This is a genomic window from Schumannella sp. GW821-FHT10F01, from assembly GCF_058809295.1.
This window is the reverse complement of the sequence record NZ_JBXASM010000001.1, coordinates 43,032-61,984: the sequence shown is the minus strand read 5'-3', so window position 1 is coordinate 61,984 and position 18,953 is coordinate 43,032. Positions and strand designations below refer to the sequence as shown.

Annotated in this window: 21 protein-coding genes and 1 tRNA gene; 13 read left to right on the top strand and 9 right to left on the bottom strand. The window is 71.8% G+C overall.

Annotated features, from left to right (window positions below):
* The first annotated feature begins 4 nt into the window (after positions 1–4).
* From AC1RSJ_RS00330 to pknB, 5 genes are all read left to right on the top strand, one after another.
* A complete protein-coding gene (locus AC1RSJ_RS00330) occupies positions 5–1,330 on the top strand; it encodes a PP2C family protein-serine/threonine phosphatase (RefSeq protein WP_493116323.1) in 1,326 nt (441 codons plus the stop codon).
* A complete protein-coding gene (locus AC1RSJ_RS00325) occupies positions 1,330–2,712 on the top strand; it encodes an FtsW/RodA/SpoVE family cell cycle protein (protein WP_493116322.1) in 1,383 nt (460 codons plus the stop codon). Before AC1RSJ_RS00330 ends, AC1RSJ_RS00325 begins: the two co-directional genes overlap by 1 nt.
* A complete protein-coding gene (locus AC1RSJ_RS00320; protein ID WP_493116321.1) occupies positions 2,709–4,166 on the top strand; it encodes a peptidoglycan D,D-transpeptidase FtsI family protein in 1,458 nt (485 codons plus the stop codon). Before AC1RSJ_RS00325 ends, AC1RSJ_RS00320 begins: the two co-directional genes overlap by 4 nt.
* Entirely contained in the window at positions 4,163–5,869 is a 1,707-nt protein-coding gene (locus tag AC1RSJ_RS00315) for a serine/threonine protein kinase (protein ID WP_493116320.1), read from the top strand. Before AC1RSJ_RS00320 ends, AC1RSJ_RS00315 begins: the two co-directional genes overlap by 4 nt.
* A 125-nt stretch (positions 5,870–5,994) precedes the next feature.
* The gene (gene pknB / locus AC1RSJ_RS00310) at positions 5,995–7,716 is read left to right on the top strand and encodes a Stk1 family PASTA domain-containing Ser/Thr kinase (RefSeq protein WP_493116318.1); all 1,722 of its coding nucleotides are present in this window, start codon (positions 5,995–5,997) and stop codon (positions 7,714–7,716) included.
* A 119-nt stretch (positions 7,717–7,835) separates the two neighbouring features.
* On the opposite strand, the gene AC1RSJ_RS00305 is transcribed toward pknB, so the two are convergent.
* The 3 genes from AC1RSJ_RS00305 to AC1RSJ_RS00295 are packed head-to-tail and all read right to left on the bottom strand — an operon-like array spanning position 7,836 to position 9,418.
* Positions 7,836–8,468 carry an anthranilate synthase component II gene (locus AC1RSJ_RS00305; protein ID WP_493116316.1) on the bottom strand — a complete coding sequence of 211 codons (633 nt, stop codon included), beginning with the start codon at positions 8,466–8,468 and terminating at the stop codon, positions 7,836–7,838.
* The gene (locus AC1RSJ_RS00300; RefSeq protein ID WP_493116314.1) at positions 8,465–8,623 is read right to left on the bottom strand and encodes a hypothetical protein; all 159 of its coding nucleotides are present in this window, start codon (positions 8,621–8,623) and stop codon (positions 8,465–8,467) included. The genes AC1RSJ_RS00305 and AC1RSJ_RS00300 overlap by 4 nt, the downstream gene beginning before the upstream one ends.
* A 3-nt stretch (positions 8,624–8,626) precedes the next feature.
* Positions 8,627–9,418, bottom strand: coding sequence for a class E sortase (locus AC1RSJ_RS00295; RefSeq protein ID WP_493116312.1), 792 nt, complete (start codon positions 9,416–9,418; stop codon positions 8,627–8,629).
* Between the two features lie 32 nt (positions 9,419–9,450).
* Between AC1RSJ_RS00295 and AC1RSJ_RS00290 the strand changes: the two genes are divergently transcribed.
* Positions 9,451–9,687 carry a cell division protein CrgA gene (locus AC1RSJ_RS00290; RefSeq protein WP_493116310.1) on the top strand — a complete coding sequence of 79 codons (237 nt, stop codon included), beginning with the start codon at positions 9,451–9,453 and terminating at the stop codon, positions 9,685–9,687.
* A 139-nt stretch (positions 9,688–9,826) separates the two neighbouring features.
* Here AC1RSJ_RS00290 and AC1RSJ_RS00285 read toward each other — a convergent pair whose 3' ends face one another.
* Both AC1RSJ_RS00285 and AC1RSJ_RS00280 read right to left on the bottom strand, forming a co-directional pair.
* Positions 9,827–10,750 (bottom strand): hypothetical protein, encoded by a 924-nt coding sequence (locus tag AC1RSJ_RS00285; protein ID WP_493116308.1) that lies wholly within the window; start codon positions 10,748–10,750, stop codon positions 9,827–9,829.
* A complete protein-coding gene (locus tag AC1RSJ_RS00280) occupies positions 10,747–11,289 on the bottom strand; it encodes a peptidylprolyl isomerase (RefSeq protein ID WP_493116306.1) in 543 nt (180 codons plus the stop codon). Before AC1RSJ_RS00280 ends, AC1RSJ_RS00285 begins: the two co-directional genes overlap by 4 nt.
* Before the next feature lie 147 nt (positions 11,290–11,436).
* On the opposite strand from AC1RSJ_RS00280, the gene AC1RSJ_RS00275 reads away from it, so the two are divergent.
* A complete protein-coding gene (locus tag AC1RSJ_RS00275) occupies positions 11,437–12,003 on the top strand; it encodes a DNA helicase (protein WP_493116304.1) in 567 nt (188 codons plus the stop codon).
* Positions 12,004–12,171: 168 nt separating this feature from the next.
* On the opposite strand, the gene AC1RSJ_RS00270 is transcribed toward AC1RSJ_RS00275, so the two are convergent.
* Both AC1RSJ_RS00270 and AC1RSJ_RS00265 read right to left on the bottom strand, forming a co-directional pair.
* The gene (locus AC1RSJ_RS00270) at positions 12,172–14,094 is read right to left on the bottom strand and encodes a M3 family metallopeptidase (RefSeq protein WP_493116302.1); all 1,923 of its coding nucleotides are present in this window, start codon (positions 14,092–14,094) and stop codon (positions 12,172–12,174) included.
* Positions 14,095–14,103: 9 nt separating this feature from the next.
* Entirely contained in the window at positions 14,104–15,006 is a 903-nt protein-coding gene (locus AC1RSJ_RS00265) for an aldo/keto reductase (protein WP_493116300.1), read from the bottom strand.
* An 81-nt stretch (positions 15,007–15,087) separates the two neighbouring features.
* Here AC1RSJ_RS00265 and AC1RSJ_RS00260 point away from each other — a divergent pair, with 81 nt between their 5' ends.
* From AC1RSJ_RS00260 to AC1RSJ_RS00235, 6 genes are all read left to right on the top strand, one after another.
* On the top strand, positions 15,088–15,642 hold the full coding sequence (locus AC1RSJ_RS00260) for a TetR/AcrR family transcriptional regulator (protein WP_493116298.1): 555 nt from the start codon (positions 15,088–15,090) through the stop codon (positions 15,640–15,642).
* Positions 15,643–15,674: 32 nt separating this feature from the next.
* Complete coding sequence (locus AC1RSJ_RS00255) at positions 15,675–16,217, top strand: AAA family ATPase (protein WP_493116296.1); 543 nt, start codon at positions 15,675–15,677, stop codon at positions 16,215–16,217.
* A gap of 19 nt (positions 16,218–16,236) precedes the next feature.
* Positions 16,237–16,797 (top strand): TetR family transcriptional regulator, encoded by a 561-nt coding sequence (locus tag AC1RSJ_RS00250; protein ID WP_493116294.1) that lies wholly within the window; start codon positions 16,237–16,239, stop codon positions 16,795–16,797.
* Between the two features lie 62 nt (positions 16,798–16,859).
* Complete coding sequence (locus AC1RSJ_RS00245) at positions 16,860–17,306, top strand: hypothetical protein (RefSeq protein WP_493116292.1); 447 nt, start codon at positions 16,860–16,862, stop codon at positions 17,304–17,306.
* A 71-nt stretch (positions 17,307–17,377) separates the two neighbouring features.
* Positions 17,378–18,064: a hypothetical protein gene (locus tag AC1RSJ_RS00240; protein WP_493116290.1), complete on the top strand. Its 687-nt coding sequence runs from the start codon at positions 17,378–17,380 to the stop codon at positions 18,062–18,064.
* Positions 18,065–18,107: 43 nt separating this feature from the next.
* Positions 18,108–18,662, top strand: coding sequence for a P-loop nucleotide/nucleoside kinase family protein (locus tag AC1RSJ_RS00235; protein WP_493116288.1), 555 nt, complete (start codon positions 18,108–18,110; stop codon positions 18,660–18,662).
* Here AC1RSJ_RS00235 and AC1RSJ_RS00230 read toward each other — a convergent pair.
* Together AC1RSJ_RS00230 and AC1RSJ_RS00225 are read right to left on the bottom strand one after the other, a co-directional pair.
* A complete protein-coding gene (locus tag AC1RSJ_RS00230) occupies positions 18,644–18,850 on the bottom strand; it encodes a hypothetical protein (protein WP_493116286.1) in 207 nt (68 codons plus the stop codon). The two genes, AC1RSJ_RS00235 and AC1RSJ_RS00230, sit on opposite strands and share 19 nt — an antisense overlap.
* 5 nt (positions 18,851–18,855) lie before the next feature.
* Positions 18,856–18,928, bottom strand: a tRNA-Ala gene (locus tag AC1RSJ_RS00225).
* Between the last annotated feature and the right edge of the window lie 25 nt (positions 18,929–18,953).

The following is an 18,953-nucleotide window of genomic DNA, read 5'->3' as shown; positions in this document are numbered from 1 at the left end:
CGCGATGGTCACGCCCACCAGCGCCGCGGTCTCGCACGTCGGCAAGATCCGGTCCAACAACCAGGACTCGGGCTACGTCGGCGCGCACCTCTTCTTCGTGGCCGACGGGGTGGGCGGCCACGCGGGCGGCGACGTCGCCTCCGCGATCGCCGCGAAGCGCATCGCCGAGGCGGACCAGGTGTTCACCTCCGCCTCCGATGCCGAGTTCGCGCTGCAGTCGGCCCTCATCGCCGCGAACCAGCTGCTCGCCGAGACGGTGTTCGAGCACTCCGAGCTCACCGGCATGGGCACCACGGTCAGTGCGATCGCCCGCGTCGGCGACGAGATCGTCATGGCGCACATCGGCGACTCGCGCGTCTACCGCTGGCGCGACGGCGAGCTCGAGCAGATGTCGGCCGACCATACGTTCGTGCAGCGCCTGGTCGACAGCGGCCGCATCACGCCGGAGGAGGCCGCGGTGCATCCGCGCCGGTCCGTGCTCATGCGCGTGCTCGGCGACGTCGACGCGGCACCCGAGGTCGACACCCGCGTCATGGACACGAAGCCGGGCGATCGCTGGCTGGTCTGCTCCGACGGCCTCTCGAGCTACGTGCCGGAGGACCGCCTGGCCGCGGTGCTCGAGGGCGTCCCGGGCGCGGAGCAGGCGGCGTACCGGCTCGTGAAGGAGGCGCTCGACCACGGCGCCCCCGACAACGTGACGGTCGTGCTGCTCGACGTCGACGGCGGGCCGGGCGTGCCGCATCCGCCCCGCTTCGTCGGCTCGGCCGCGATCCCGCTCCGCTTCGAGGGCGAGAGCACGCGGCGTCCGCTGCGGCTGCCGACCCTGCTGCTGCATCCGCTCAAGGCGACCCAGCCCGACCCCTCGCACTTCGAGCCGGAGAGCGACGACTACCTCGACGAGCTCATCGAGGAGGACAAGCGCCGCGCCCGCCGACGCCGCGCGGTCTGGCTCAGCATGGTCGCCGTCGCGGCGCTCGCCATCGCGGGCGCGGTGCTGCTCGGCTACCAGTGGACGCAGTCGCGCTACTTCGTCGGCGAGAGCGACGGGCGCGTGGCGGTCTACCAGGGCGTGCAGCAGAACATCGGCCCGATCTCGCTCTCGACGGTCAAGCAGACGACCTCGATCGAGCTGTCGGCGCTGCCGGAGTCGCAGCGCGACTCGGTGCGGCACACCATCAATGCCGAGGACTTCAGCGACGCGCGCGCGATCGTCGACCGGCTGAGCCGGCTCGCGGCGAACGGCACGGAGGACACCGGCACGGGCTCCGGCTCGACCGCGACGCCGACCCCCACCCCGACCGCGACTCCGGACCCGGGCGCCGGCGGCTGATGAGCACCGCCGCCCAGAGCGTGACGAGCTTCACCACCACGATCACGCTGAAGCTGCGCCGGCCCGCGCGCCGCCGCAACGCCGAGCTCGCGCTCCTGCTGTTCGCGATCGGCCTGTCCGTGGCGGCCATGGCGCTCGTCGAGGTCGGGGCGACCGGCACCATCGACCAGGGCATGCTCGGCCTCGTGACGGCCCTCGGCGTGCTCGGGCTGATCGGCCACGTCATCCTGCGCATCACCGCGCCGGAGGCGGACCCGCTGCTGCTGCCGATCGCGGTGCTGCTCAACGGCATCGGCATCGCCGAGATCGCGCGCATCGACATCGCGAAGGACCTCGTCGGCTGGGACGCGCGCGGCGTCAAGCAGATCGTCTGGACGGCGATGGCGATGATCATCGCGTTCGTCGTGCTCGTCGCGTTCCGCAACCACCGCATCCTGCAGCGCTACCGCTACATCGCGATGTTCACCGGGCTCGTGCTGCTCCTGCTGCCGATGCTCCCGGGCATCGGGCAGAACATCAACGGCGCCCGCGTCTGGATCCACATCGGCGGGTTCTCGTTCCAGCCGGGCGAGCTCGCGAAGATCGCCCTCGCCGTGTTCTTCGCCGGCTACCTGGTGACGGCACGCGACTCGCTGTCGATGGTGGGCCGCACCTTCCTGGGGGTGCGCTTCCCGCGCGTGCGCGACCTCGGCCCGATCCTCGTGATCTGGGCCGCCGCGATGGCGGTGCTCGTGTTCCAGCGCGACCTCGGCACCGCGCTGCTCTACTTCGGCCTGTTCCTCGTGATGATCTACGTCGCGACGGCGCGGCTCAGCTGGGTGCTGCTCGGGCTGGCGCTGTTCGTCGGCGGGGCGCTGCTCGCGAGCCGCCTGCTCAGCTACGTGCAGGCGCGCTTCGACGGCTGGCTCGACGCGTTCAGCGACGAGAACTACGACAAGCAGTTCGGCGGCAGCTACCAGCAGGTGCAGGGGCTGTTCGGCATGGCGGACGGCGGACTCGCCGGCACCGGCCTCGGCCAGGGCCGCCCCGACATCACCCCGCTGGGCTACAGCGACTACATCGTCGCCAGCCTCGGCGAGGAGCTCGGCCTCATCGGCCTGTTCGCCATCCTCGGCCTGTACCTGCTGCTCGTCTCGCGCGGCCTGCGGATCGGCTACCGCGGCACGGACGACTTCGGCCGGATGCTCGCCGTCGGCCTCAGCTTCGTCATCGCGCTGCAGGTGTTCATCGTCATCGGCGGCGTCACCCGGGTCATCCCGCTCACCGGCCTCACGACGCCGTTCCTCGCGGCCGGCGGCTCCTCGCTGGTGGCGAACTGGATCATCGTCGCGCTGCTGCTGCGGCTCTCGGACACCATCCGCGACCAGGAGGTGACCGCATGACCAAGGAGCTCCGCCGGGTCAGCGTCGTCGTGGTGCTGATGTTCCTCACGCTGTTCGGCTCGACCACGATCATCCAGGCGCTGCAGAGCGACAACCTCAAGGCCGACGGCCGCAATACGCGCACGCTCTACGCCAGCTTCTCGACCCAGCGCGGCGACATCTCCGCCGGCTCGACGCGCATCGTGACGAGCACCCCGGTCGACGACGTCTACAAGTTCCAGCGCGTCTACGCGAACGGGCCGCTCTACGCGCCCGTCACCGGCTACACCGTGCTGTTCGGCGAGCCGCGCGGCGTCGAGGGCGCGCTCAACCAGGACCTCGCCGGCACCGGCAGCTCGCAGTTCCTGCAGCGCGTGAACCAGATCATCACCGGCCAGGACGCGCGCGGCGCCGACGTGCAGCTCACGATCGACCCCGCCCTGCAGCAGACCGCCTGGGATGCGCTCGGCGACCAGCGCGGCGCGGTCGTCGCGATCGAGCCGTCGACCGGCCGCATCCTCGCCATGGTGTCGAAGCCGTCGTACGACCCGAACACGCTCGCCGTGCACGACACGAAGACCGCGAACGCGACCTACCAGTCGCTGCTCGACGACCCGCTGAAGCCGCTCGTGAACCGCGCCATCGGCGGCGACCTCTACGCGCCCGGCTCGACGTTCAAGCTCGTCGTCGCGACCGCCGCGCTCGAGAGCGGCGACTACACGCCCGACAGCGCGTTCCCGAACCCGGCGACGTTCCAGCTGCCCGGCACCAGCTCGGTGATCAACAACGCGGAGGGCGGGGCCTGCGGCGGCGGCGACCAGGCGTCGATCGCGACCGCGCTGCGGCTCAGCTGCAACATCCCGTTCGCCCAGCTCGGCGCCGCGATCGGGCAGGACGCGATCCGCTCGCAGGCGGAGAAGTTCGGCTTCGGCGACAAGGACCTGCGCATCCCGATGCGGGTCACGCCGAGCCAGTACCCCGAGAACGACAGCGAAGCGCAGACGATGCTGTCGTCCTTCGGCCAGGCGAGCGACCGCGTGACGCCGCTGCAGATGGCGATGGTGTCGGCCGCGGTCGCCAACGGAGGCTCCCTGATGACGCCGAACCTGATCCAGAGCGTGACGAGCAGCGACCTCCAGCCGCTGCAGACGTTCCAGGCGACCCAGTACAGCAAGGCCATGAGCGAGGAGACGGCAGCCGCGATGACCACGATGATGATCGCCGACGTCGCCAACGGCGCCGCCAGCAATGCGAGAATCGACGGGATCGATGTCGCCGGCAAGACCGGCACGGCCGAGAACGGCAAGAGCGATCCGTACACGCTCTGGTTCACCGGGTTCGCCCCCGCGCAGAACCCGAAGGTGGCGGTCGCGGTCGTGCTCGAGAACGGCGGCGGTCAGGGACAGAACTCGTTCGGCAATCGGCTCGCTGCGCCGATCGCCAAGAAGGTGATGGAGGCGGTGGTGAGCCGATGAGGCCGAGCAGTGGACTGACCTTCGGAGGCCGGTACCAGCTGTCGTCCCGGATCGCGATCGGCGGCATGGGCGAGGTCTGGCAGGCGACCGATCTGGTGATCGGGCGCACGGTCGCGCTGAAGATCCTCAAGGACGAGTACATGGGCGACCCGGGGTTCCGGGAGCGGTTCCGCGCCGAGGCGCGCCACGCCGCGCTCGTGAACCACGAGGGCATCGCCAACGTCTACGACTACGGCGAGGAGGACGGCAGCGCCTACCTCGTGATGGAGCTCGTGCCAGGCGAGGCGCTCAGCGCCGTGCTCGAGCGCGAGCGCGTGCTCAGCACCGACCGCGTGCTCGACATCGTCTCGCAGACGGCGTCCGCGCTGCAGGCCGCGCACATGGCCGGCCTCGTGCACCGCGACATCAAGCCCGGCAACCTGCTCATGACGCCGGACGGCCGCGTCAAGATCACCGACTTCGGCATCGCGCGCATCGCCGATCAGGTGCCGTTGACCGCGACCGGGCAGGTCATGGGCACGGTGCAGTACCTGTCGCCGGAGCAGGCGAGCGGGCATCCCGCGTCGCCGTCGACCGACATCTACTCGCTCGGCATCGTGGCGTACGAGTCCCTCGCGGGCCGTCGCCCCTTCACCGGCGAGTCGCAGGTCGCGATCGCGATGGCGCAGATCAACGAGGCGCCGCCGGAGCTGCCGGTCACCATCTCGGAGCCGGTGCGCAACCTCGTCTACTCGTGCATCGCGAAGCGCCCGGATGACCGCCCCGCGACCGCGGCGCACCTGGCGCGCGCCGCCCAGGCGCTCCGCCGCGGCGATGTCGGCGGCGCGATCGCCGCCGTGCCGGGGGTCGGTGGCCGCAACCCGGTCGCGCTGCTCCCCGGGACGGATGCGCCCACCGGCGCCACCCGCGTGCTGACCTCGCCGGTCGGCACGATGACCGGGGGCTTCACCGGCGCCACGGCCACCGCCGGCTACCCGGCGGCCGAGGGCGAGCGCAAGCGCCGCAGCCCGTGGGTCTGGCCGCTCATCGCGATCATCGTGGTGCTCGCGCTCGCGATCGCCGCGATCGTCGTGGCGATCCTCATCCGGCCGAACGGGGAGGGCGATCCGACCTCGTCGCCGCCGTCGAAGTCGGCGCCGTCGAAGACACCGAGCTCGACGCCGACGAGCGATCGGATCACGATCACCGGCAGCGACTACGTCGGCAAGAGCGTCGACGACGCGACGGCCCTGCTGCAGGGGAAGAGCGACGAGTTCACGATCAGCACCCAGCCGGCCGGCACCGCGCCCGATCCGAGCCAGGACAACACGGTCACCCGCATCTCGCCGATCGGCCCGGTGGAGCCCGACGCGACGATCACGCTGTACTACTACCAGCCGTGGGCCGGCCCGACGACGACGCCGGCCACGCCGACGTTCACGCCGTCCGGCACCTACAGCATGGCCGACAGCGACAGCCTCGTCCTGAACTGGACCGCCTACACCGGCTGCCCGACCTCGCGCGCGCTCGATCACTACACGATCACGCTCAGCAGCGGTCTGCAGGCCGAGCCCGGCAGCTCGACCACCGTGCCGGCGACGACCACCACCCTCGGGCTCGAGGCGACCACGGCCGGCCAGCAGACGGCGAGCGTGACCGCGGTCTGCGGCGGTGACGCCTCGTCCAAGGCGTCCGCGAACGCGACGATCACGATCACGCCGTAGGGTCCGGAGCGCTGGGGTCGCCTCGGGGTCATCCCGGAGCGATCCCGGCCTCCAGCCTGTCGTTACCTCCCGCTCGGTACACTGGCGAGGTTCCGCACCAGCGACGACAGAGCGAGGAGACCGCCGTGACCGACCGGGTGACCGAGTCCGTGCGCGTGCTCGCCGGTCGCTACCAGCTGGCCGAGCGCATCGGCCGCGGCGGCATGGCCGAGGTCTTCTCCGGCACCGACGCCCGCCTGGGGCGCCGCGTCGCCGTGAAGCTGCTGCGGCCCTCCCTCGCGAACGACCCCGCCTTCCGCACCCGCTTCCGCCAGGAGGCGCAGGCCGCCGCGAAGATGGCCCACCCGACGATCGTGCGCGTGTACGACGCCGGCGAGGAGACCGTCCGCGATCCCAGCGGCGTCGAGGTGCAGGTGCCCTTCATCGTGATGGAGCACATCGAGGGCCGGCTGCTCAAGGACATCATCGCCGCGGGTCCGGTGCCGGCCGCGGAGGCCGTTCGCATCATCGACGGCGTGCTCACCGCGCTCGAGTACTCGCACCGCGCGGGCGTCGTGCACCGCGACATCAAGCCGGGCAACATCATGGTCACCTCCAACGGCCAGGTGAAGGTCATGGACTTCGGCATCGCCCGTGCGATCTCGGAGTCGTCGGCGACGATCGCGCAGACCAGCGCCATCCTCGGCACGGCTCAGTACTTCTCCCCCGAGCAGGCACGTGGCGAGGCGGTCGACGCCCGCACCGACCTGTACTCCACCGGCGTGGTGCTCTACGAGCTGCTCACCGGCCGTCCGCCGTTCGCTGCCGACACCCCCGTCGCCGTCGCCTACCAGCACCTCAGCGAGGAGCCGGTGCCGCCGAGCTCCGTCGTGCCGACCGTGTCGCCGGCGCTCAACGCGGTCGTGCTGCGCGCGCTCGCGAAGGACCGCTTCGAGCGGTACCAGTCCGCCGCCGAGTTCAAGGCGGAGGCCGACGTCGCCGGTGCCGGCAAGGTGCCCGACCGCTCCCCCGCCCGCTCCGACGAGTTCAACGCGACGCTGTTCGGCGTGAACCCGGGCGCGACCGCGGCCTCCGACCAGACGCTCCGCCGCCTCGCGAGCATCGACGACGACCGCGCCCCGCGCCAGACCCAGTCGCGGCCCCCGGTCGCCTGGATCTGGGGCGGCATCTCGGTGATGGCCGTGATCGTCGTCGCCGTCATGTTCTGGGTGTTCTCGCTGCAGCCCTCGACCGGGTTCATCAACTCGGCCTCGGTCAAGATCGCCGACGTGAGCGGCAAGAGCTGGGCGGCGGCGGAGAAGGAGCTCAAGAAGCAGGGTCTTGATCCGCAGCAGATCGAGAAGGCGAGCTCGTCCGTCGACAAGGCCACGGTCATCCGCTCCGATCCGCAGGCCGGCGAGACGGTGTCGAAGGGCACCGTCATCAACGTCTGGGTGTCGTCCGGGCCCTCGACCATCACGATGCCGAGCCTCATCAACCAGACGCAGTCGGTCGCGGTGCAGACCATCGCCGACAGCGGGTTGAAGTACAAGGAGTCGGTGGAGGCCAACTCGCCGACCGTGCCGAAGGGCCAGGTCATCTCGAGCGACCCGTCGCCGGGCACGAGCAACGTGCAGACCGGCTCCGAGGTCACGCTGACGATCTCCACCGGCCTCACGACCGTCCCGGACGTCACCGGCAAGACCCCGGAGGACGCCACGACGACGATCCAGGGCACGGATGTCGGCCTCACGGTCAAGCTCGTGAAGGACCCCGGCTGCACCGGCGGCAACGTGAGCAAGCAGTCGGTCGTCGGCGACACCCCGCAGGGCACGGTCGTCGAGGTCACCTACTGCTCCGGCACCTGATCCCGCGCGATACCGCCGGCTGAGGAGGGCGCACTCGCGCCCGTCTCGACGCCTCGCGCTTGCAGCCATGCGGCTTCGAGACGGCGCTGGCGCGCCTCCTCAGCCATCGGCCGCGGAGCTCACCGCACCAGCGGGCTGAGCCCCTTCGCGCGCTCGGCGGCCTCCGGCAGCCCGACGACGGCGAGCCAGTTGCCGAGCATCCGGTAGCCGCCCTCCGTGAGCACCGACTCCGGGTGGAACTGCACGCCGTAGACGGGCGCGTCGCGGTGGCGCAGCCCCATGATCACGCCGCCGGCCGTGCGCGCGGTGACCTCGAGCTCGTCGGGCACGGTGCCGTCGACGACCGCGAGCGAGTGGTACCGCGTCGCGCGGAACGGCTGCGGCACCCCCTCGTAGAACGGGCTGCCGTCGTGCGCGACCTCGCTCGTCTTGCCGTGCATGAGCTCCTCGGCGTGGGTCACGGTCGCGCCGAGCGCCTCCGCGATCGCCTGGTGCCCGAGGCACACGCCGAGCAGCGGGCTCCCTGCCGCGAGCGCCGCGTGGACGATCGGGATCGAGACGCCGGCGGCGCCGGGAGCACCCGGGCCGGGCGAGAGCAGCACGGCGTCGTAGCCGGCGATCGCGTCCGCGACCGCGTCGGCGGCGATCCAGTCGTTGCGCACGACCTCGGTCTCGGCGCCGAGCTGCTGCAGATAGCCGTCGAGCGTGTAGACGAAGCTGTCGTAGTTGTCGACGACGAGGATGCGGGTCACTTGGACACCGTCACATCGGTCGGCGCGAACAGCGGCGTGATCGCCGGGAACACCCAGTACACGAGAGCGGTCAGCACGGCGGCGGCCGCGACGACGAGGATGAGCACCCGCACCCACCAGGGTCCGGGGAGCACCCGCCAGAGAGCTGCGTACATGCGCTATCCCTTCGCCGCCACGGTCGCCGCGATCTCCTTCGGAGCGCCGTCGGCGCGCGGCGTGAACTGCTCGAAGACGCCGTAGGCCGCCATCCGCTCCTGCGTGGAGAGCAGCGGGTTGCAGGTCGTCATCGTGATCACGCGGTCGTCGGCGGTGACGCCGATCTGCTCCGGCACCGGCTCGAGCACCTGCACCTCGGTCGGCGGCATGTACTGCAGGTTGCGGAACCCGTACCGGTACCAGCCGTCCTGCGTCTCCACGTAGATGTGGTCGCCGAGCCGCAGGTCGGGCACGTTGTGGAGCGCGCCGCCGTAGAAGGTGCGGTGGGAGGCGATGGCGAAATTGCCGACGGCGCCGGGCATGCCGGTGGTCGGGTAGTGCCCGATGCCCTTCGGCTGCAGCACCTGCGTGTTCGAGACGCCCTGGGCGATCGGCCGGTAGAAGGCGGGATCCGTGGCGGTGTTGAAGCGCGGGATGATCAGCGCCGCGAACACCTCCGCGTTCTTCGCCGGGGCGGTGCCGACCGGCACCACGTCGCCGCCGTCGTCCGTGCCGTCGGTCGGCGTGGGAGTCGGCGACGGGTCGTCTTTCGCCTTCTCGTCCCACTGCTGCGACAGCGATCGCGCCTCCGACGAGAACTGATTGCCGGTGATGATGTCGGAGAGCCAGACCTGCCAGCCGATGTAGAGCAGCACCAGCACGCCGGCGGTGATGAGCAGCTCGCCGGCCACGCCGATGACGCTGAGCCGGCGGCGGGGGCGCGCCGGGCGGTCCCCCTCGGCCTGCTCGCTCATGGCGTCGATTCTAGGTCAGCTAGAATCCGAGCATGGCCCGAGAGAGAGTCCGCCCCGAGCCCGCTGAGCAGCGCTCGGGGGACGACGCCCCCAACCCGGTGTGGTTCAAGCCCATCATGTTCGGGTTCATGCTCATCGGCCTGGTGTGGATCATCGTCTTCTACGTCTCGAAGACGACCCTCCCGATCCCCGCGCTCGGCGCGTGGAACATCCTGATCGGCTTCGGGATCATGTTCATCGGCTTCCTGATGACGACCCGCTGGCGCTGATCTCCGCTCGAATTACACGCGTGTGATTCGTCCACACTGTGGACGGGCCTGTGGATAACCCTGCCGGCCGACTGCGCAGACGACGATGCGCCGATCCCCTTCGGGGTCGGCGCATCCGACGTCCTGCTGCTGCTCCGGGTCAGCCGAACGCGACCAGCCGGAGCGTCGCGAGCACGATCAGCACCGCCGCACCACCGCCTGCCGCGAGATAGGGCGTGTTCGACTGGCGACCGCTGGAGTGCCGCTCGAGCAGCCACCACATCCCGGCGCCGGCGAGCAGTCCGCCGATGAGCTGCGGCAGCCCGGCCGTGTACGCGACCGCGGTGTAGAGGATGTTGAACCCCATGAGGATCCAGAGCAGCAGCGGGTTCGATCCGCTCCGCATCGCCGTGATGCCGTAGACGATGAAGACGCCGTAGAGCCCGGGGGTGAGGCCGGAGGCCGCGCCGCCGGCGAGCACACCCACCGCGGCGCCGATCACCGCGGCCGTGCCGAACACGAGCGCGAAGCGCGCGCGGCCGATGAGCCCCTCGATGAAGGGGCCGAAGTACGCGAAGAGCCCCATGTTGAACAGGAACAGCAGGATCGAGCCGCCGTCGGGGATCGACGGGTTCGCCGCCCATGAGGTCACGTAGCGCCAGACCTGCCAGGCGGGCATCCCGTCGAAGGCGGCGAGCAGCACGAACGGCAGGCTCTGGGTGAAGAAGCCGACGAGCCAGAGCACGAGCGACGTGCCCGCGATGATCCAGCTCAGGTGCGGGCCGGACCCCGAGGCGAAGAACGTGGCGAACGCGCTGCCGGCGTTCGACCGCCGGGTGGAGCTGCGGCGCTGCGAGCCGCCGCGGGACCTGCCGCCGGAGATGACGGTCGGCGTCCAGCGGACGCTGCCTCCGGCCTCCCGAACGCACTCCGGGCACTGCACGCCGACCGGTGCCTGGATCTGGCACTCGGGGCAGATCGTGCGGCCGCAGCGCTGGCAGAGCACCCAGCTCTGCCGGTCCGGGTGGCGGTAGCAGACGGAGGGATCCGCGTCGGCGTCCGCCGGATAGCCGAATCCGCTCACGACACCTCGGTCACGTCGATGGACCGGATCACCACCGGCTCGAGCGGCTTGTCGCGGCCGTCGGTCGCGACGGCCTCGATCGCGTCGACGACGCGCTTCGACTCGTCGTCCGCGACGATGCCGAAGATGGTGTGCTTCGCCTGCAGCCAGGGGGTGGCGACCGTGGTGATGAAGAACTGCGAGCCGTTCGTGCCGCGACCCGCCTGCTTGCCGGCGTTCGCCATGGCGAGGATGTAGGGCTCGTTGAAGGTCAGCTCGGGGTGGATCTCGTCGTCGAACTGGTAGCCGGGACCGCCGATGCCCTGACCGAGGGGGTCGCCACCCTGGATCATGAAGTCCTTGATGATGCGGTGGAACACGGTGCCGTCGTACAGCGGCCCGGTCTGCTTCTCGCCGCTCTGCGGGTGCGTCCACTCCTTCGATCCGTCGGCCAGGCCGACGAAGTTCGCGACGGTGGCGGGGGCGTGGTTGCCGAGCAGGTCGACGCGGATGTCGCCGAGCGAGGTGTGGATGGTGGCGACAGCGGTGGAGAGAGACATGCGCATATCGTGCCATGACCGGCCGGGATTCTCCGGAGCCCGCGTGCACTGCGCTCTCAGGCGACATCCAGCCCGTCGAGGTTGACCGTCCGGACTGACGTGGAAGGATGGGCCGGAACAGCAGCCTCGACGACAGGAGTTCATCGAATGGCATCGACACGCAAGCGCGCCCGGGCGTTCAAGAAGCTGAAGGGCTCCGCGGCCACCGTGGCCGACGAGCAGCGCGAGGTCCTCGAGCACGCGAACAAGGTGCTGCAGGAGGCCCGCCGCCAGCTCGGCGACTACGCCCGCAGCGACCTCGCCCCGGCGGCCATGTCCGCCTACGACAAGCGGATCAAGCCCGGCGTCGACCGCGGCGTCCAGGCCGGTCGGGCCGCGGCCTACGAGGGTCGCACCCGCGTCGCGAACGACGTGATCCCCGCGATCTCGACCGCGGTCGGCTCGACCCTCGCCGTGCTCGCCTCGGCGCGCGACCCGCGCGTGCGCGACGTCGCGAAGAAGGCCGGCAAGGCAGCGAAGAAGTACAGCAAGCAGGCGACCAAGACGGTCCGCCCCGCCTCCTCGGGCGGTGGCGCCGGCAAGTTCATCCTGCTCGGCATCGGAGTGGCCGCCGTCGCGGCCGTCGCCTACGCGGCGTGGCAGACGCTCCGCGCGGACGACGAGCTGTGGATCGAGGACGTCGCCGACGTCGAGCCCGTGAACCCGGAGGCCTGAGCACGTGGCCGCAGCGATCCTCTGGGGAGTGGTCGGCGTGATCGCCGCCCTCGGTCTCGTCGGCTCGGTCCTGGCCATCGTCGGCCTGGCCCGGGGCGGCTACTGACCTCCCCCACCTGAACGCGCGAGCGCCCCGTCCCGGATCACCGGGGCGGGGCGCTCGTCCGTTCACTCGGCGGTGAGCCACTCCTGGTAGGCGCGCTCGTCGGTCGGGCGCCCGAGGAAGTCGGCGACGAGGTCCGCCGCGTCACGGCGTCCGCCCTGGGCGAGGATGCGGTCCCGGTAGCGGTGTGCCGCGGCGGGGGCGAACAGGTCGGCCGGGTCGAACGCCGAGAACAGGTCCTTCGCGATGACGAGGCTCCACTGGTACGTGTAGTACGCCGAGCTGTAGCCGCCGAGGTGCCCGAACGACGCGTGCATATGCGTGCCGTCGATGTGCCGGAACAGGTCGTAGCGCTCCTGCAGCTCGCGCAGCCTCGCGGTGAGGTCGCCCGGCAGCTCCCGGTGCAGCACGTACGAGAGCGCCGAGTAGAAGAGCTGCGTGCGCACGGAGAGGCCGGTGCCGAACTCTTCGGCCTCGCGCATCCGCTCGACCGTCTCGACCGGGATCGGCTCGCCGTCGGCGTCGAGGGCGAAGGTGCGCAGCACGTCCGCGTCCCACGCCCACTCCTCGAGCATCTGCGACGGCGCCTCGACGAAGTCCCACTCGGTCGCCACGCCGCTGAAGCGCGCGTAGCGCTGGGCGCCGCCGAGCACGTGGTGCAGCAGGTGCCCGAACTCGTGGAACAGCGTCACGACCTGGTCGTGGTCCATGAGCCCGCGGGGGAAGTTGCACACCAGCACGCCCTCCGGCAGCCGCCGGCCCTCGACGCCAGTCGCCAGGTCGAACTGCGCCGCGTGCTTGTACTTGCCCTCGCGCGGGTGCAGGTCGAGGTGGATGCGGCCGATCCGCTCGCCGTCGAGCGTCACGTCGTAGGCGGCGACGTCGTCGTGCCAGCTCGCCGCGTCGGCGACCGGCGCGTACTCGACGCCGAACAGCCGGCCCGTGACCGCGAGCAGGCCGGCGCGGACGCGGGCGAAGTCGAAGTACCGGCGCACCTCCTGCGCGTCGATGCCGAAGCGTTCGCGGCGCACCAGCTCGGAGTAGTACGCGTTCGACGACGAGTCGAGGCCCTCGACGGCCGGGTCGTCGCGGCGCGCGCGCTCGAGCAGCACCTCGAGGTCGCGGCGGCCCGCCGGCTCGGAGACCTCGGCGAGCCGGTCGATGAACGCGGCGATCGCCTCCCCGTCGCCGATCATCTTCACCTCGGCGTCGTAGTCGGGCCAGCCCCGGTAGCCGAGCAGGCGCGCCTTCTCATCGCGCAGTTCGAGCAGCTCGTGCAGCACGCCGTCGTTGTCGGGCCAGGCGCGCTCCAGGTACTGCCGCACCAGGGCGAGCCGCGCCGCGCCGTCGCGCGCGTAGGTGCGGAACGGCACGTAGTCCGGGTAGTCGGTGGTCACCTCGACGAGCCCGTCCGCGCCGGCCGGGTGCGCCTCGATCCAGTCGGCCGGCAGCCCGTCGAGCGACGCCGGCGCCACCCGGATGGAGCGCACGTCGTCGCGGATCGCCCGCGAGAACGCCTGGTCGAGCACCACGAGGCGCTCCTCGATCTCGGCGAGCCGGGCGAGCACATCCGGCTCGCGGTCGATGCCGCTGCGCCGGTAGTCGAGCAGGATGCGGTCCCGCAGCCGGAGCGACTCGGGGTCGTCGGCGATGCCGTCGGCGTCCGCATCCCGCACCGCCGCGAACAGCGCCGCGTCCTGCCCGCGGGCCGTGCGGACGCGCACGACGTCCTGCAGCCGCGACTCCGCGCGCTCGCGCACGGCTGCGTCAGGATGCACCTCGCTGAGCAGGGACGTGATGGAGGCCGCGTCGTCGAGGGCGACGTCCGCGTCGTTCCAGGCGGCGAGCACCTCGATCGCGGCCCTCGGCGGCGAGGTCCGCAGCACGGCGAGGGCGGACTCGGCGGCGGCGAGGTCGGCATCGACGCGGGCGTCGATCCAGGGCGTCCAGTCGGCGGCGGGCAGGTCGAGCGGCGCGGGGAAGGTCACCGTCCGAGCCTAGGCTCCGTCGGTCGCACCCAGCCCGTCGAGCACGGCCATGGCCGCCCCGTCGAGCGCGACATCGCCCGCGCCGAGGTTCTCCTCGAGGTGGCCGACGCTGCTCGTGCCGGGGATGAGCAGCACGCCGTCCCACCGGGTGAGCTGCCACGCGAGCCCGACCTGCGCCGGCGTCGCCCCGACCCGCGTCGCGACCTCCTGCACCTCGGGCCGATCGGCGACGCTCGGCATCCGATCGAAGGCCGACCCGAGCGGGAAGTACGGCACCCAGGCGATGTCCTCCGAGCGGCAGAGCTCGAACGCCGGGTCGCGGTGCAGCGGATTGTCGGCGTTCTGGACGCACACGATGCCGACCGGCAGCGCGGCGCGGATCTGCTCCGGCGCGACGTTGCTGAGGCCGATCGCGCCGATCAGCCCCGCATCCCGCAGCTCCATCAGCACCGCGAGCTGGTCCTCGATGGGGACGATCTGATCGCCCGCGGCGACGAGGCCCGGGCCGGTGTCGGCTCGACGCAGGTTGACCACGTCGATCCGGTCGACCCCGAGGGTGCGCAGGTTGTCGTCCACCTGCGCCCGCAGCTGATCCGGATGCTGCGCGAGCGCGAGCGGCACGCCGCCGGTCTCGACCCGGACGGCGCCCACCTTGCTCACGACCGTGAGGCCGTCGAACGGGGAGAGCGCGTCGCGCAGCAGCGCATTGACCGTGCCGGGCCCGTAGAACGCGGCGGTGTCGACGTGGTCGACGCCGAGCTCGACCGCGCGCCGGAGCAGCGCGATGGCGTCATCCCGGCGCGCCGGGTCCTCCGCGCTCCGCTCGAGCTGCATGGCGCCGTAGCCGATTCGCCCGACGGTGGACGCGCCGAGTCGTGCCGTGCCGCCGGGTCGCGAGGTCGTTCCCGTCATGGCGTGCTCCTTCACTAGAGTCGACGAAGCGGAGGATCCTCCGCATGACCCGACCGTAACATAAACGGAGGAGGCTCCGCTTTGGTCCGTGCCGATGCGCAGCGGAACCGCGTCGAGATCGTCCGCATCGCGGGCGAGGCGCTGACCCGTGACGGGGAGGTCTCGCTCGACCGCATCGCCCGGGAGGCCGGGGTCGGCATCGGCACGCTCTATCGACACTTCCCGACCCGCGAGGACCTCATGCTCGCCGTGTACCGCAGCGGCCTCGACGAGGTCTGCGCCGCGGCCGACGACCTCCTCGAGCGGATGCCCCCGGCCGACGCGCTCCGCGCCTGGATGGACGCCTACGCCGCCTTCGTCGGCACGAAGCGCGGCATGGCGGAGTCGCTGCGAGCGATGAGGGAATCCGGCGCCATCGACGCCGCCTCGACGGTGTCGCGGATCCACGGCGCCATCGGCTCGCTGCTCGCCGCCGGTGAGGCGGACGGGTCGCTGCGCGCCGGGGTGCGGGCGGACGACGTCGCCGCCGCGCTGATCGGCGTGCTGTGGTCGCTCGGACGAGACGACCGCGAGCCGGGCGAGCAGCTCGCCAGGATGCTCGACCTGCTGTTCGCCGGCATCCGCACCCCCGCGTAACAGCGCCGGCCCGCCTCCGTAGCCTGGAGCGCGTGACCGCCGTCGGCTCCGCCTCCACCCGGCTCGTGATCCTGCGCGGCGACTCGGCGTCGGGGAAGACGACCACGTCGCTGGCGCTGCGACCGCACCTCGGCGAGCGCACCGCGCTCGTGCATCAGGACGTCATCCGCCGGGACCTCCTCCAGGGCGGCCGGAAGGAGGAGCGCGCCGCGCATGCCGCCGCGCTGATCGACTCCATCGCCCGGCAGTCCCTCGACGCGGGCTACGACGTGATCCTCGACGGCATCTTCAACCTGCGCGACTACGGCGAGCGCTTCGAGGCACTCGCCCGGGACCACCGCGGCATCACCCGCGTCGTGCAGTTCGACGTAGGCCTCGACGAGACGCTGCGGCGTCACCGCGACCGGCCGCTCGGCGCGATCGTGCCCGAATCCGACCTCCGCGACTGGTACGACGGCTGGCAGCCGCTGCCGACGGTGGCCGAGCGCCGGATCGACGCGACCTGGTCGACCGCGGCGGTCGTCGCCGCCGTCCTCGACGACCTGCGACCGCGCGCATCCGATGTCAGCGCGTGACGTCACCTAGACTCGGCGCATGGGTCGCTGGCTGCCGGGTGCCGCGGATCGTCTCGCCGCGGCCGCGATGGGCCTCTACGCGGAGCAGGGCTTCGAGCGCACCACCGTCGCCGAGATCGCCGAGCGGGCCGGAGTGACGGAGCGGACGTTCTTCCGCTACTTCGCCGACAAGCGCGAGGTCGTGTTCTCCGGTCAGGAGCGCTTCCTCGCCGCCTTCACGGAGGGGGTGCGCAGCGCACCGGCCGGCCTGTCGCCGATCGCCGTCGTGTCCGCCGCGCTGACCGCGGTCGCCGAGTTCTTCGACGATCGGGAGCACTCCCGGATGCGCGACGCGATCATCGCCCAGAACCCCGGGCTGCGCGAGCGCGAGGTCTTCAAGATGACCGTCACCGCGGAGGCGATGCGCCGCGAGCTCGAGGCCCGCGGCGTCGAGCCGCTGCCGGCCGCCCTCGCCGCGGAGGCGGGGGTCGCCGCGTTCAAGCTCGCGTTCGAGCGCTGGCTGGCCGATGGCGAGACGCGCGGCATGGCCGAGCTGAGTCTCGCCACCCTCGCCGAGCTGCGCGCCGTCACCGCGGGCTGACCCCAACGCTCCCCGCAGTCCCCGTCGTCTCAACGGGTGAGGGCATCGGACGAGGAGGACCCGTGACACGACACCGACATCTGCCGGGACCGGCCGCGGCGGCTGCGGCGATCATCCTGGTCGCCGTCGTCGGCCTGACCGGATGCGCGCCCGACATCCCCGTCGACGGACCGGAGCCCGTCACGTACCCGGTCACCAGCACGCCGGTGGACGACCCGGTTCCGGGCTCCGCGACCGACGGGTCCGCGCGCGCCGCGATCGACGGCGACCGCGTGCTGGTGACCACCTCCGGATCGAGCTCCTGCCCGCCGATCGCGACCTCGCTCCGCAGCGCCGGGGCGGAGCTGCGCATCCAGCTCGCCGAGCAGGACGGCGCCTGCACGGCGGACTACGGCCCGCGCACGATCGCGGTGCCGATCCCTGACGACCTCGCCGCCGCGACCTCCGACTGGACCGTCATCGTGCTCGTGGCCCACGACGGCGGATCGACCCGCATCGACCTCGACTGAGCCGGCCCGCGAGGGGGCCGTGGACCGGTCGTCCAGCTCGCGCGCGGCCGTCGTGCACTGCACACTGGGGTGTGGCCTCCGGCACGCGACGACGTCGTCCGCTCCTGATCGGCGCCGGCGTGGTCGTCGGCGCCGTGCTCGTCGTGTGCGGCGCGACCGTCGTGCGTGGCTGGACGCTGACCGGCGACGACCGGCTCCGCGAGCGGCTCGACTGCCGCGACACGGTCGAGTTCGAGTCGGACCTGTACCAGTACGCCCCGATGCGCGGCTACGACTGCGTCGTCGACGACGGCCGCACGGTGTCGGTGCGGCAGTACGAGAGCACCGCGGCGGTCGACTTCGCCTGGAGCGCCTGGGAGGCGCCGGTCGGGCCCGACATCCGCGCGCTCATCGCCGGCGACCTCCTCGTCGTGGGGCCGACGAAGGTGCTCGAGGGGCTGCGCGCCGACTATCCCGGCAGCGCGCTGACCGCCTCGCCGTACCCGACGCCTCGGCTGTCCGACCGCCAGCGCGAGCGAAACGCGTGCATGCAGACCGCGACCGCGGAGCTCGTCGACCAGGTGGAACACGGGTCGAGCCGCGGGGACAGCAGCAGCGCCGCGGCTCCGGAGGAGCTCCGCAAGCGGATCGCGGACCTCCTCAGCGGCGCGGACCTCCCGCGACTGCGGCTGCTCGAGTCGCGGTCCGCCACCGAGTTCGAGGGCGCGATCTCGGTCTACGGATCCGACCTGCGCGGGTACTGCGGCGCCGAGGCCTAGCTCGAGCGGAACCGTCGGCACGCGGCCCGGCTAGCCTCGTCGGATGATCGTCTGGCTCAACGGCACCCACGGCGTCGGCAAGACCACGACGAGCACGCTGCTGCAGCAGCGCATCACCAGATCCCGGGTGCTCGACGCCGAGAAGGTCGGCGAGACCCTCATGGACATCCGTCCCGGACTGCCGGCGACCGACGACTTCCAGCACTGGGACCCGTGGCGTCCGCTCGTCGTCGAGACCGCGCGCAGGGTGCTCGAGTTCACGGGCGGCACCCTGATCATGCCGATGACGGTGCTGGTCGAGGCCTACTGGCGCGAGATCTCGGACGGACTCCGCGCCGCCGGCATCCCGGTCCGGCACCTCGTGCTGCACGCCGACCGCGAGACCCTGCTGCGTCGCATCCGCGACGACCGCCACATGGGCCCGTCGGACTTCCGCCTCAGCCGGGTCGAGCCCTACCTCGCGGCGTTCGACTCGTGGCTCGGCACGGAAGCCGAGGTCGTCGACACCGTCGGCATCACACCGGACGACGTCGCCGACCGGATCGCGGCGGCGGTCGGCGTGCGCACCCGGCCGCCGGCTCAGCGCTCGACGCGGTAGCGGAGGTGGAGCACGCCCTCCCCCTCCACGGCGCGGTCGCCGGCCGCGGACTTCGCCGCCGCGATCGCGCCCGGCAGGTCGGACGTGGAGTGGATGACGCCGCGGTCGGGCGGCTCCGGCGGCGTGCGGGTCAGCACGTACACCGGTACGCCATCGTGGTGGTCGCCGCCCCAGTCGCCCGCCCACACTTCGGTGGAGCCTAGGGGAATCGAACCCCTGACCTCCTGCTTGCAAAGCAGGCGCTCTACCAATTGAGCTAAGGCCCCGCGACCAGTCGATCGTAGCCGAGGC

Coding starts and splice junctions, on each gene's coding strand:
- AC1RSJ_RS00330 (WP_493116323.1), top strand. CDS start 5: ATGGTCACGCCCACCAGCGCCGCGGTCTCGCACGTCGGCAAGATCCGG.
- AC1RSJ_RS00325 (WP_493116322.1), top strand. CDS start 1,330: ATGAGCACCGCCGCCCAGAGCGTGACGAGCTTCACCACCACGATCACG.
- AC1RSJ_RS00320 (WP_493116321.1), top strand. CDS start 2,709: ATGACCAAGGAGCTCCGCCGGGTCAGCGTCGTCGTGGTGCTGATGTTC.
- AC1RSJ_RS00315 (WP_493116320.1), top strand. CDS start 4,163: ATGAGGCCGAGCAGTGGACTGACCTTCGGAGGCCGGTACCAGCTGTCG.
- AC1RSJ_RS00300 (WP_493116314.1), bottom strand. CDS start 8,623: ATGTACGCAGCTCTCTGGCGGGTGCTCCCCGGACCCTGGTGGGTGCGG.
- AC1RSJ_RS00295 (WP_493116312.1), bottom strand. CDS start 9,418: ATGAGCGAGCAGGCCGAGGGGGACCGCCCGGCGCGCCCCCGCCGCCGG.
- AC1RSJ_RS00290 (WP_493116310.1), top strand. CDS start 9,451: ATGGCCCGAGAGAGAGTCCGCCCCGAGCCCGCTGAGCAGCGCTCGGGG.
- AC1RSJ_RS00280 (WP_493116306.1), bottom strand. CDS start 11,289: ATGTCTCTCTCCACCGCTGTCGCCACCATCCACACCTCGCTCGGCGAC.
- AC1RSJ_RS00275 (WP_493116304.1), top strand. CDS start 11,437: ATGGCATCGACACGCAAGCGCGCCCGGGCGTTCAAGAAGCTGAAGGGC.
- AC1RSJ_RS00265 (WP_493116300.1), bottom strand. CDS start 15,006: ATGACGGGAACGACCTCGCGACCCGGCGGCACGGCACGACTCGGCGCG.
- AC1RSJ_RS00250 (WP_493116294.1), top strand. CDS start 16,237: ATGGGTCGCTGGCTGCCGGGTGCCGCGGATCGTCTCGCCGCGGCCGCG.
- AC1RSJ_RS00235 (WP_493116288.1), top strand. CDS start 18,108: ATGATCGTCTGGCTCAACGGCACCCACGGCGTCGGCAAGACCACGACG.